Source organism: Citrobacter amalonaticus (assembly GCF_018252635.1).
In the GTDB taxonomy this organism is placed as follows: Bacteria; Pseudomonadota; Gammaproteobacteria; order Enterobacterales; family Enterobacteriaceae; genus Citrobacter_A; species Citrobacter_A amalonaticus_E.
The window spans coordinates 101,088-112,528 of the sequence record NZ_JAGTXM010000003.1; the positions used below are offsets into that span (position 1 = coordinate 101,088).

Annotated in this window: 13 protein-coding genes; 9 read left to right on the plus strand and 4 right to left on the minus strand. The window is 53.9% G+C overall.

From position 1 onward, the window contains the following. Positions 1-40 precede the first annotated feature (40 nt). Both KE671_RS10225 and KE671_RS10230 read left to right on the plus strand, forming a co-directional pair. Entirely contained in the window at positions 41-1,447 is a 1,407-nt protein-coding gene (locus tag KE671_RS10225) for a glycoside-pentoside-hexuronide (GPH):cation symporter (protein WP_206162862.1), read from the plus strand. Then, the gene (locus tag KE671_RS10230) at positions 1,447-2,397 is read left to right on the plus strand and encodes a glycoside hydrolase family 43 protein (protein ID WP_206162863.1); all 951 of its coding nucleotides are present in this window, start codon (positions 1,447-1,449) and stop codon (positions 2,395-2,397) included. The genes KE671_RS10225 and KE671_RS10230 overlap by 1 nt, the downstream gene beginning before the upstream one ends. Positions 2,398-2,444: 47 nt before the next feature. On the opposite strand, the gene ampE is transcribed toward KE671_RS10230, so the two are convergent. Further along, positions 2,445-3,299, minus strand: coding sequence for a beta-lactamase regulator AmpE (gene ampE / locus KE671_RS10235; RefSeq protein ID WP_206162864.1), 855 nt, complete (start codon positions 3,297-3,299; stop codon positions 2,445-2,447). Continuing rightward, positions 3,296-3,859 (minus strand): 1,6-anhydro-N-acetylmuramyl-L-alanine amidase AmpD, encoded by a 564-nt coding sequence (gene ampD, locus KE671_RS10240; protein ID WP_206162865.1) that lies wholly within the window; start codon positions 3,857-3,859, stop codon positions 3,296-3,298. The genes ampE and ampD overlap by 4 nt, the downstream gene beginning before the upstream one ends. Before the next feature lie 87 nt (positions 3,860-3,946). On the opposite strand from ampD, the gene nadC reads away from it, so the two are divergent. From nadC to hofC, 4 genes are all read left to right on the plus strand, one after another. Next, complete coding sequence (nadC, locus tag KE671_RS10245; protein ID WP_206162866.1) at positions 3,947-4,846, plus strand: carboxylating nicotinate-nucleotide diphosphorylase; 900 nt, start codon at positions 3,947-3,949, stop codon at positions 4,844-4,846. 206 nt (positions 4,847-5,052) lie between these two features. Continuing rightward, positions 5,053-5,490, plus strand: coding sequence for a prepilin peptidase-dependent pilin (gene ppdD, locus KE671_RS10250; RefSeq protein WP_206162867.1), 438 nt, complete (start codon positions 5,053-5,055; stop codon positions 5,488-5,490). Between the two features lie 9 nt (positions 5,491-5,499). Beyond that, positions 5,500-6,885 carry a type II secretion system protein GspE gene (gene gspE, locus KE671_RS10255; RefSeq protein WP_206162868.1) on the plus strand — a complete coding sequence of 462 codons (1,386 nt, stop codon included), beginning with the start codon at positions 5,500-5,502 and terminating at the stop codon, positions 6,883-6,885. Then, positions 6,875-8,077, plus strand: a complete 1,203-nt coding sequence (hofC, locus tag KE671_RS10260; protein ID WP_206162869.1) for a protein transport protein HofC — start codon at positions 6,875-6,877, stop codon at positions 8,075-8,077. Before gspE ends, hofC begins: the two co-directional genes overlap by 11 nt. 56 nt (positions 8,078-8,133) lie before the next feature. Here hofC and KE671_RS10265 read toward each other — a convergent pair whose 3' ends face one another. Next, the gene (locus KE671_RS10265; RefSeq protein WP_206162870.1) at positions 8,134-9,177 is read right to left on the minus strand and encodes a GMP reductase; all 1,044 of its coding nucleotides are present in this window, start codon (positions 9,175-9,177) and stop codon (positions 8,134-8,136) included. A gap of 225 nt (positions 9,178-9,402) precedes the next feature. Between KE671_RS10265 and coaE the strand changes: the two genes are divergently transcribed. The 3 genes from coaE to yacG are packed head-to-tail and all read left to right on the plus strand — an operon-like array spanning position 9,403 to position 10,970. Beyond that, positions 9,403-10,023 carry a dephospho-CoA kinase gene (gene coaE, locus KE671_RS10270; RefSeq protein WP_206162871.1) on the plus strand — a complete coding sequence of 207 codons (621 nt, stop codon included), beginning with the start codon at positions 9,403-9,405 and terminating at the stop codon, positions 10,021-10,023. Continuing rightward, positions 10,023-10,766 carry a cell division protein ZapD gene (gene zapD, locus KE671_RS10275; RefSeq protein ID WP_206162872.1) on the plus strand — a complete coding sequence of 248 codons (744 nt, stop codon included), beginning with the start codon at positions 10,023-10,025 and terminating at the stop codon, positions 10,764-10,766. The genes coaE and zapD overlap by 1 nt, the downstream gene beginning before the upstream one ends. 9 nt (positions 10,767-10,775) lie before the next feature. Next, a complete protein-coding gene (gene yacG / locus KE671_RS10280; protein ID WP_042323837.1) occupies positions 10,776-10,970 on the plus strand; it encodes a DNA gyrase inhibitor YacG in 195 nt (64 codons plus the stop codon). A gap of 61 nt (positions 10,971-11,031) precedes the next feature. On the opposite strand, the gene mutT is transcribed toward yacG, so the two are convergent. After that, on the minus strand, positions 11,032-11,433 hold the full coding sequence (gene mutT, locus KE671_RS10285) for an 8-oxo-dGTP diphosphatase MutT (RefSeq protein ID WP_206162873.1): 402 nt from the start codon (positions 11,431-11,433) through the stop codon (positions 11,032-11,034). Between the last annotated feature and the right edge of the window lie 8 nt (positions 11,434-11,441).

Here is an 11,441-nt window from a genome sequence, read left to right on the forward strand (position 1 = left end):
CGAATAATTCTTTCCATCATCTTGATGGGGAGACATCTCAATGGATACAGGTAAGCTGTCGGTAAGAGAAAAGATTGGCTACGGCATGGGCGATGCCGGATGCAATATCATCTTTGGCGCTATCATGCTGTTTGTGAACTATTTTTATACGGATATTTTTGGTCTCGCCCCGGCCCTGGTAGGGGTGTTATTACTGTCAGTACGCGTTATCGACGCCGTCACTGACCCCATTATGGGCGCTATTGCTGACCGGACCCAAAGCAAATATGGCCGTTTTCGACCATGGTTACTCTGGATTGCCTTCCCTTACGCGCTGTTCAGTATTCTGATGTTCACCACCCCGGAGTGGACTTATAGCAGCAAGGTTATCTATGCGTTCGTCACGTACTTCCTGCTGTCGATTACCTACACGGCGATCAACATTCCCTATTGCTCCCTGGGCGGCGTGATCACCAACGACCCGAAAGAACGTGTGGCCTGTCAGTCTTACCGCTTTGTACTGGTCGGTATCGCAACGTTGCTGTTGTCACTCACTCTACTGCCGATGGTGGACTGGTTTGGCGGCGATAACAAAGCGAAGGGCTATCAGCTGGCGATGACCGTGCTGGCCATTATCGGCATGTGCATGTTCCTGTTCTGCTTTGCCACCGTTCGTGAACGTGTGCGCCCTGCCGTTCCTACGCACGACGACATGAAAAATGACTTCAAAGACGTGTGGAAGAACGACCAGTGGGTACGCATACTGCTGCTGACGCTGTGCAACGTCTGCCCAGGCTTTATCCGTATGGCGGCAACCATGTACTACGTCACCTGGGTCATGGAACAAAGCACCCATTTCGCCACGATCTTTATCAGTCTCGGCGTGGTCGGCATGATGATTGGTAGCGTGTTGGCAAAAGTGCTGACCGACCGCTGGTGCAAGCTGAAGGTCTTCTTCTGGACCAACATCGCGCTGGCTATTTTCTCCTGCGCGTTTTACGTCTTCGATCCCAAAGCTACGATGATGATTGTCGTGCTCTACTTCCTGCTCAATATTTTGCACCAAATCCCGTCGCCGCTGCACTGGTCGCTGATGGCCGACGTTGACGACTACGGCGAATGGAAAACCGGCAAGCGCATAACCGGCATCAGCTTTTCCGGCAACCTGTTCTTCCTGAAACTCGGTCTGGCGATAGCCGGGGCGATGGTCGGCTTCCTGCTCTCGTGGTACGGCTACGATGCCGGGGCGAAGGCGCAAAGCGATTCCGCGATCAACGGCATCGTGTTGCTCTTTAGCGTGATTCCGGGAGTCGGCTACCTGATTACCGCCGGCGTGGTGCGTCTGTTGAAAGTCGATCGCGAAATGATGAAACAGATTCAGAGCGATCTGGAAAAACGCCGCGCTAACTACCGCGAACTCAATGAATATCAGGAACTGAAAGCCACTGAAACCGTAAGGAAAGCCTGATGCAAAACTGGCCTAACCCGTTTATTGAACAACGCGCCGATCCGTTTATCCTGCGCGACGGCAGCGACTATTACTTTATTGCCTCAGTGCCAGAATACGACCGACTGGAAATCCGGCGGGCGGATTCGCTGGAAGGATTACGTACGGCGCCACCCGTTGTCGTCTGGCGCAAACCCGAACACGGCCCGATGAGCGAGCTGATCTGGGCACCGGAAATTCATCACCTCGACGGCAGATGGATCATCTACTTTGCCGCCGCGCATACTCAGGCGCTCGATAAACAGGGCATGTTTCAGCATCGAATGTACGCGCTGGAGTGCACCGGAACCGATCCGCTCACCGGCAACTGGGTCGAAAAGGGTCAGGTGAAAACGCCGTTTGATACCTTTGCACTCGATGCCACAACGTTCCACCATCAGGGAAAACAGTGGTATCTGTGGGCGCAAAAATCCCCGGATATCGCCGGAAACTCCAACATTTATCTGGCGGAGCTGGAAAATCCCTGGACGATTAAAGGCCAGCCGGTGATGCTCAGCAAACCGGAGTACGACTGGGAGTGTCGGGGCTTTTGGGTCAATGAAGGTCCGGCTGTATTAACCCACGGTGACAGGCTGTTTATCAGCTACTCCGCCAGCGCCACGGACGAAAACTACTGCATGGGACTGTTATGGATTGATATCCACGCCGATCCGCTGAATCCGGCAAACTGGCATAAATCCCCGCGTCCGGTGTTTACCAGCAGCAATGAAAATCGTCAGTATGGCCCCGGGCACAACAGCTTTACCCAAACGCCGGAAGGTGATGACGTGCTGGTGTATCACGCGCGTAACTACACCGAAATTGAAGGCGATCCGCTCTACGATCCTAATCGCCATACCCGTCTGAAGCTGATTCGCTGGGATGACAACGGAATGCCGGACTTCGGCATTCCGCCCGCAGAGACGTTTTGACATCGCCGCCCGGTAACACGCTACTTACCGGGCGCTCTGCCGGTACGTTAAATCAACGTGCCATAAATGGTCAGCACGGCAATCACCACCACTAAAGCAAACGACGTTTTCTTCGCCATGGAAACCGCCGCTTTCGGCGTTTCAACCTTATCAGTATGCGGCTCACGCGCCAGCGAGAACTGCGCCAGACGTGTTAACACCTGATATTGAGAAGTACGCAGATCTGCCAGCGAGGCAAACCATGCGGGCAGCGCTTTTTCACCATGACCGATCAGGGCATACACCACGCCCGCCAGACGCACCGGGATCCAGTCGAGAACATGAAGAATGGCATCGATGCCAGACTGTAAACGCTCATGCGGCGTCTGGTAACGCGCCAGCCAGGACTGCCACGAGCGCAGGAAAGCATAGCCCACCAGCAGTACCGGTCCACATGGACCGCCGACGATCAGCCAGAACAGCGGCGCGATATAGAAGCGGAAGTTAATCCACAACAGCGCGTTTTGCAGCTCACGCAAAAAATCTCGCTCATTGCAATCCGGCGGAACACCGTGGATCATCGTCAGTTCGCTGGCCATTGCCGTTCGGGCATGCGTATCATCGCGCGCCGCCGCGTTAAGGTAAGCGTGATAGTGCATCCGCACTTTTCCTGCGCCAATGCACAGCAGTCCAATCAGGATCCACACCACGATCGTCGGCACATTAAACAGCAGCCCCTCCAATGCGCGCAGTAACAGAAACGTGATCAGCATCGCGATGAGCATCATCCCGAGCGTACGCGCCATCGAGAAGCGTTTGACCCGGCGGAAAAAAGCTTCTAACCGGTGATCGAACTGCCAGTGTTCGCCCAGCTTAAACAGGCGCTCAACGAGCAGCACCAGTAATGTCGTAAACAGCGTCATGTCATCTCCTTATCTGACGAGGCGGTGACCAGGGCGCGAAACCTTGCCCAGTCAAAAGCCGGACCGGGATCGGTCTTACGCTCAGGCGCAATATCGCAGTGTCCGGTTATGTTTTCGGCAACGGCCGGGTAAATCTTTATTAATGCACGCGTGATGGCAGCCAGTTGTTGGTACTGAACATCGGTGTAGGCCAGCATATCGGTCCCTTCCAGCTCAATGCCAATCGAAAAATCATTACAGCGTTCACGCCCATGATAACTCGACACGCCGGCATGCCACGCACGCTTATCAAAAGGAACATACTGAACGATTTCGCCATCGCGGCGAATCAGACAATGGGCGGAAACGCGAAGATGGGCGATTTCGGCAAAAAAGGGATGGGCATTGGGATCAATTGTTCCAGTGAATAATGCGTCAATCCATGGACCGCCAAACTCGCCGGGCGGCAGGCTGATATTGTGCACCACCAGCAAAGAAGGGACTTCATCATCCGGGCGGCAATCGTAATGCGGAGAAGGAACGCGTCGCGCTTCTGCCAGCCAGCCCTTGTCTAACAACATGCCGAATCTCCTTTTGAGTGGTGCTTATAGCCGCTTCAGAGTAGCATGTTTCTACCTTATGATTCGTTAGCAATTTGGAGTTTTCTCATGCCGCCTCGCCGCTATAACCCTGACTACCGACGTGACGCGCTGCTGGAACGTATTAACCTGGATATCCCAAACGTTGTCGCCCAGGCGCTGCGTGAAGATTTGGGCGGTGAAGTGGATGCCAGCAACGATATCACGGCTCAACTCTTACCGGAGAACACGCGTTCTCATGCCACGGTCATCACCCGTGAGGACGGCGTTTTTTGTGGCAAACGCTGGGTCGAAGAAGTCTTTATTCAACTGGCTGGCGACGATGTCAGCATCAACTGGCATGTGGAAGACGGCGACAGCATCAAGGCAAATCAGCCGTTGTTTGAGCTGGACGGTCCCTCTCGCGTGCTACTGACCGGCGAGCGTACCGCGCTGAACTTCGTGCAGACCCTGTCAGGTGTTGCCAGCGAAGTGCGTAAGTACGTTGATATCCTTGCAGGCACGAAGACTCAACTACTGGACACGCGTAAAACCCTGCCAGGACTGCGTACTGCGCTGAAATATGCCGTACTCTGCGGCGGTGGCGCGAATCATCGTCTGGGGCTTTCAGATGCTTTTCTGATCAAAGAAAATCACATTATTGCTTCCGGTTCCGTACGTCAGGCGGTGGAGAAAGCCTTCTGGCTGCATCCGGATGTGCCTGTGGAAGTCGAAGTTGAAAATCTGGATGAACTGGACGACGCGCTGAAAGCCGGCGCCGACATCATCATGCTGGATAACTTTGAAACAGAGCAGATGCGTGAAGCGGTCAAACGGACCAATGGTCAGGCGCGACTGGAAGTTTCCGGCAATGTGACCAACGAAACGCTGCGGGAATTTGCCGAAACCGGCGTCGATTTTATCTCCGTTGGCGCGCTCACCAAGCATCTCCGGGCCCTGGATCTGTCTATGCGCTTCGCTAACACGTAATCATTATACGGCCCGATAACGCGCTGCTTATCGGGCCTGCCTGTCCTTTTCAATCGCTAAAATCCTCGTCGTGCCTCGCAATCTCATTGTTCATCACTGCAAACCAATAACATTCCTCTGAACCCGTCTTCCCGATTCATTTTTTGCCGCTCGCCTGGCGTAATGACGTTTGCCAAAGTGACGTCCAATCACTCAAGGAGCGAACAATGGACAAACAACGCGGATTTACCCTTATTGAACTGATGGTGGTGATCGGCATTATTGCCATCCTCAGCGCCATCGGCATTCCTGCCTATCAGAACTATCTACGCAAAGCGGCGCTGACCGATATGCTGCAAACCTTTGTCCCCTACCGCACCGCCGTCGAACTCTGCGCTCTTGAACATGGCGGCACCAATACCTGCAACGCAGGCGCCAACGGTATCCCCTCACCCACGACAACGCGCTATGTTTCAGGAATGAGTGTTGAGAATGGGGTGGTTTCACTTACTGGCCAGGAAAGTCTGAACGGGCTTAGCGTCATCATGACCCCAGGGTGGGACAAAGCAGACGGCATTACGGGCTGGACGCGTAACTGCAACATCCAAAATGACAGCACGTTAAAACAGGCCTGCGAAGACGTCTTTCGTTTTAATGCCAATTAAGGACGCGCCATGAACAACACGCAACTCAGCGCACTGTGCCAGCGCTACCAGGGAATATTACTTGATGCCAACAATGATGCGGTACACATTGCCGTCGAAGATGCCCCTTCTCATGAACTGCTGGATGCACTGCATTTCGCCACGACTCGCCGTATTGAGATTGCCTGCTGGACACGCCAACAAATGGAGCAACACCAGCATCCGTCCTCACCAACGTTGCCGTCCGTGGTTCCTGAAAGCAGTGTCAGCGCAGCGGCTTTACTGGATAAAACATTACAGAGCGCGCTGGCGAAACGGGCCTCAGATATCCACATAGAACCTGCAGAGCATCACGTTCGTCTCCGCTTACGCGTGGACGGCGTGCTGCATAGCCTACCTGATATCGCCAGGGAGACCGGTGTCGCCCTGACCGCACGTCTGAAAGTGCTAAGTCATCTGGATATCGCGGAACACCGTCTGCCACAGGATGGGCAATTCACGATTGAGCTTAACGGCGCTGCCGTCTCGTTTCGTATTGCCACCCTTCCCTGTCGTTATGGCGAAAAGGTGGTGCTACGGTTGTTGCATCAGGTGAATCAGGCACTGGATGTTTCCACGCTGGGTATGCACGACACGCAACTCTCTGCCTTCCTCCACGCCCTGCAACAGCCACAGGGGTTGATCCTCGTCACCGGCCCTACGGGTAGCGGTAAAACGGTAACCCTTTATAGCGCGCTGCAAACACGAAACGCGCCGGAGGTGAATCTGTGCAGCGTTGAGGATCCGGTGGAGATCCCTCTCGACGGTATCAATCAGACGCAGATTCATCCGCGTGCCGGGTTGACCTTTCAGGGTGTTTTACGGGCACTGCTACGTCAGGATCCGGATGTCATCATGGTGGGTGAGATCCGCGACGGCGAAACCGCAGAAATTGCTATTAAGGCCGCACAAACCGGACATCTGGTACTTTCCACGCTGCATACCAACTCAACCTGTGAAGCGCTGATACGCTTACAGCAGATGGGCGTGGCGCGCTGGATGCTCGCTTCGGCGTTAACCTTAGTGGTAGCGCAGCGACTGGTCAGAAAATTGTGTCCATACTGCCGCCGACTTGGCGATGATCCCATTCGCTTACCGCCCGCATGGTACCCAACGCCACTGCCCCGCTGGCAGGCGGTCGGCTGCGAACGCTGTTATCACGGGTTCTATGGCCGTGCGGCGATGTTTGAACTGCTTGCGATCACCGCTGAACTGCGCCATCAGATTGCCAACGATGCCTCAGCCACAACGCTGGAAGCTCATGCAAAACGAGCAGGAATGTGCTCACTCTTTGAAAGCGGATGTCGTGCCGTCGATCAAGGACTGACGACCTTTGAGGAACTGGTGCGTATTCTGGGTATGCCAGATGATCGCTAAAAAGCTATGGCACTGGCAGGGAATGCATCACGATGGCCTGCCCGGAGAGGGAACGCATTGGGCGGAAAACCGGCTCCGGTTGATGCAGGAACTGGAACGGCACCAGATAATACCTCTGCGCGTAAAACCTATACGCGTAAAGCGTACGCTCTGGCGCAGTGAAAAATCTACGGAAGTGATTTACCAGCTCGCGACGCTGCTAAAAGCGGGGTTAACGCTATCTGAAGGACTGGAACTGCTTGCCGGACAGCAGCCGAGCCAGCAATGGCAAGCCCTGTTAAGGAGCCTTGCAAACGAACTGGAACACGGTACGCCGCTCTCCAGCGCACTGGCGCAGTGGCCAGACGTTTTTCCGCCGCTGTATCAGGCGATGATACGCACCGGAGAACTGACCGGGAAACTGGATGAATGTTGCTTTGAACTCGCCCGGCAGCAGAAGGCGCAAAAACAGTTAACTGATAAGGTCAAAAAAGCGCTGCGTTACCCCATCATTATTCTAACGATGGCGGTCATGGTGGTGCTGGCGATGCTCCACTTTGTCCTGCCGGAATTTTCCGCTATTTACCGGACCTTTAACACGCCGCTGCCTGCACTCACCCAAGGGATCATCGCGTTTGCCGACTGGAGTCAACGCTGGAGCGGGCTGATTGTCCTGATGCTCGTCATGCTGGTTGCAGCCAACAGCCTGCTGAGCCGAAAGCCCGGCTGGCAAATACTGCGCCAGCGAGGGTTACTCCGCATGCCCGTGATGGGTCAGTTGATTAGGGGTCAGAAGCTCACGCAAATTTTTACCATCCTCGCGCTAACACAGACGGCGGGGATCGCATTTTTACCTGCGCTTGAGAGCGTGAAAGCGACGATTCAATGTCCCTACTGGGCACTGCGTCTGTCACAGGTACAGCAGGATATCAGTACCGGCGTTCCCGTCTGGCAGGCGCTCAAAAATGCGGAAGAATTTAGCCCGTTATGTCTGCAACTGGTCAGGACAGGGGAAACCTCGGGTTCGCTGGATATCATGTTGCACAACCTTGCCCGGCATCATGATGAACATACCCTGGCGATGGCTGACAACCTGGCGGCATTACTGGAACCGGCGCTGCTGGTAATTACCGGGCTTATCATCGGCACACTGGTCGTGGCGATGTATTTACCGATTTTCCATCTGGGCGATGCGATGAGTGGCGTGGGATAGCAAAGGGAGGTCAAAAGCAGAACTGGCGCGGAATATAGCGCCAGTTCCTGGGAGGGTTAAAGGCTATTGAAAACGCGGTTTTCTTGTTCCTGAACCCGGATAAACGTCGTACGTTTGGTCAGCTCTTTCAGACGAGAGGCCCCAACGTAGGTACAGGCTGAACGCAGACCGCCGAGAATATCACGCGCGGTGTTCTCCACCGGGCCACGCAACGGTAGCTTGACGGTTTTCCCTTCCGCAGCACGATACTGCGCAACGCCGCCCACATGGCGAGTCATGGCAGATTCAGAGCTCATGCCATAAAACAGCATGAATTTTTCGCCATTTTCTTCAACGATTTTACCGCCGCTCTCTTCGTGACCGGCCAGCATACCGCCAAGCATCACAAAATCAGCGCCACCACCGAAGGCTTTCGCCACATCACCAGGCATCGTGCAACCGCCATCGCTGACAATCATCCCACCCAGACCGTGCGCCGCGTCAGCACATTCGATCACCGCAGACAGTTGTGGATAACCAACGCCAGTTTTCACACGGGTGGTGCAGACGGAGCCCGGACCAATTCCGACTTTAACGATATCCGCGCCAGACAGAACCAGTTCCTCACACATTTCGCCCGTGACCACGTTACCGGCGCAAATAGTTTTGGTCGGCCAGGTTTCACGCGCTTTCGACACGAACTGGACAAAATGTTCGGAGTAGCCGTTTGCGACATCGATGCAAACAAAGTTCAGTGCCGGATTCAGCGCCAGAATCTGTTGAGTTTTTTTGAAATCCGCATCGGACGTACCGGTAGAGACCATGACGTGCTTGAGCACATCGGCTGACGCCGCGCCAACAAAGGCCGTCCAGTCTTCAACAGTGTAATGCTTATGAACGGCGGTCAGTACATCGAAAGAGGCGAGAGCCGTTGCCATCTCAAATGTCCCGACGGTATCCATGTTTGCAGCAATAACAGGAACGCCGGACCAGGTCTGACCTGAGTGTTTAAAGGTGAATTGACGTTCCAGCTCAACATCGGAACGACTTTTAAGGGTAGAACGCTTAGGGCGGATAAGAACGTCTTTAAAACCTAACTTCAGATCTTCTTCAATACGCATGTGCGGATTCCTGGGGTTAAGGGCTATTAGTATGAGAGCGCAACTCCAGTGACGCTATCATACGCACTAATCAATGCCGCGCAAGACTGCGAAATTCTCTTTTTTTACGCTACAATCCCATAAATTTACCTGGCGAATGGCGGGCACGCCCTGAGTCATCATCGCCAGTGTACGTTCAACTTTCAACCGATTGATTATCATGATGAATTCCCGGGAACCGAGCTTATGAGGTATACAGTAGCCTTAACTGGCGGCATTGGCAGTGGTAAAAGCACCGTTGCGAATGCTTTTGCTGACCTCGGAATTCAGATAATTGATGCAGATATTATTGCCCGCCAGGTGGTCGAACCGGGCAAGCCTGCGCTGGAAGCGATTGAAAAACATTTTGGCCCTGAACTGATTGCCGCAGACGGCACGCTACATCGTCGACTGCTTCGCGAACGGATTTTTGCTGATCCGCAAGAGAAAGCCTGGCTCAATGCCTTGCTTCATCCGCTCATCCAGCAGGAGACCCGACGTCAGTTTCAACAGGCGACGTCTGCATATGTGTTGTGGGTGGTGCCATTACTGGTTGAAAATGGCCTATATCATCAGGCAAATCGCGTTCTTGTGGTAGATGTCACCCCCGAGACGCAGCTTTCCCGCACGATGCAGCGCGATGACGTTTCGCGCGCGCACGTTGAACAGATTCTCGCTGCCCAGGCGACGCGTGAAGCGCGCCTTGCCGTTGCAGACGATGTTATTGATAATAATGGCGCACCAGATTCCATCAGGTCGGATGTCGCCCGCCTGCACGCACGTTATCTCCAGCTTGCGTCGCAGTTTGTCTCACAGGAAAAACCGTAATGCACACCCAGGTCCTTTTTGAACACCCACTCAATGAGAAGATGCGCACGTGGTTGCGCATTGAGTTTTTGATTCAACAGCTCTCTGCACGTTTACCGATTGCAGATCATTCAGATGCCCTGCACTTCTTTCGCAATGCCGGAGATTTGTTGGACGTATTCGAGCGTGGTGAAGTGCGTACAGAATTACTGAAAGAGCTTGAGCGCCAGCAGCGAAAACTTCAGGCATGGAACGAAGTCCCGGGCGTCGACCAGAGCCGTATTGATGCACTACGCCAGCAGTTAAAAACGGCCGGCAGTATTTTAATTTCCGCCCCGCGGATGGGTCAATTTTTGCGAGAGGACAGACTGATTGCCCTGGTCCGTCAGCGTCTGAGCATTCCCGGCGGTTGCTGTAGCTTTGATTTACCGACGCTGCATATCTGGCTGCATATGCCACAGGCACAACGCGACGCGCAGGTCGATAGCTGGCTGGCCAGTCTGAATCCGCTCAATCAGGCGTTGACCCTAATCCTTGATCTAATTCGCAATTCGGCGCCGTTTCGTAAACAAACCAGCCTGAATGGTTTTTATCAGGACAACGGGGAAGACGCGGATTTACTGCGCCTGCAGTTGCCATTGGGTTTAGAACTTTACCCGCAAATTTCCGGCCACAAAAGTCGTTTTGCGATCCGTTTTATGCCGCTAGATAGCGACAATGGCGTGGTTCCTGAGCGCCTCGATTTCGAACTGGCTTGCTGTTAAGGAGTTAAGATGTCAGAAACGATCACCGTTAATTGCCCCACCTGCGGCAAAACGGTTGTATGGGGTGAAGTCAGTCCATTCCGCCCATTTTGTTCCAAGCGTTGTCAGTTGATCGATTTAGGTGAATGGGCCGCTGAAGAGAAACGCATTGCCAGCAGCGGCGATCTTTCCGACAGCGACGACTGGAGCGAAACGAAAGAGTAAGCAGAGACAGAGTGGGGGATGAATATGCCCCCACCTTGATTTACCGGATAATAGCTTAACCTTATCCTGCCTGGTGATGTTGTTTTAGCTTCGCAATCACGGGTTCATTCGCCGGAGGGAAATCTTCCGCCTGCAACGTCCCGGCGGCAATCCATTTTCCAGGTTGCCCCTCTTTCCCCCACGGCTCGCCTTTCCAGCTTTCAACCAGCCAGAACCACAGCGTGATATGCCTGTCCGGAAACTGATACTCCAGTTTCTCAAAAAGCGTGGCATCTACCGGTGTAATGCCCACCTCTTCCTGGAGCTCGCGGCTCAGCGCCTGCTCGGGCGTCTCTCCGGCCTCAATCTTCCCGCCTGGAAATTCCAGTTTGTTCGCCATGTGCGCGTCGGCAGCACGCTGGGTGATAAAAATTTCGTTATACGGATTACGAATAATCCCGACAGCGATGTTCAGTTTTTTCATATTGTCGT

Coding starts and splice junctions, on each gene's coding strand:
- KE671_RS10265 (WP_206162870.1), bottom strand. CDS start 9,177: ATGCGTATTGAAGAAGATCTGAAGTTAGGTTTTAAAGACGTTCTTATC.
- gspE (WP_206162868.1), top strand. CDS start 5,500: ATGAACAACACGCAACTCAGCGCACTGTGCCAGCGCTACCAGGGAATA.
- ampE (WP_206162864.1), bottom strand. CDS start 3,299: ATGACGCTGTTTACGACATTACTGGTGCTGCTCGTTGAGCGCCTGTTT.
- mutT (WP_206162873.1), bottom strand. CDS start 11,433: ATGAAAAAACTGAACATCGCTGTCGGGATTATTCGTAATCCGTATAAC.
- coaE (WP_206162871.1), top strand. CDS start 9,403: ATGAGGTATACAGTAGCCTTAACTGGCGGCATTGGCAGTGGTAAAAGC.
- nadC (WP_206162866.1), top strand. CDS start 3,947: ATGCCGCCTCGCCGCTATAACCCTGACTACCGACGTGACGCGCTGCTG.
- KE671_RS10230 (WP_206162863.1), top strand. CDS start 1,447: ATGCAAAACTGGCCTAACCCGTTTATTGAACAACGCGCCGATCCGTTT.
- ampD (WP_206162865.1), bottom strand. CDS start 3,859: ATGTTGTTAGACAAGGGCTGGCTGGCAGAAGCGCGACGCGTTCCTTCT.
- ppdD (WP_206162867.1), top strand. CDS start 5,053: ATGGACAAACAACGCGGATTTACCCTTATTGAACTGATGGTGGTGATC.
- hofC (WP_206162869.1), top strand. CDS start 6,875: ATGATCGCTAAAAAGCTATGGCACTGGCAGGGAATGCATCACGATGGC.
- zapD (WP_206162872.1), top strand. CDS start 10,023: ATGCACACCCAGGTCCTTTTTGAACACCCACTCAATGAGAAGATGCGC.
- yacG (WP_042323837.1), top strand. CDS start 10,776: ATGTCAGAAACGATCACCGTTAATTGCCCCACCTGCGGCAAAACGGTT.
- KE671_RS10225 (WP_206162862.1), top strand. CDS start 41: ATGGATACAGGTAAGCTGTCGGTAAGAGAAAAGATTGGCTACGGCATG.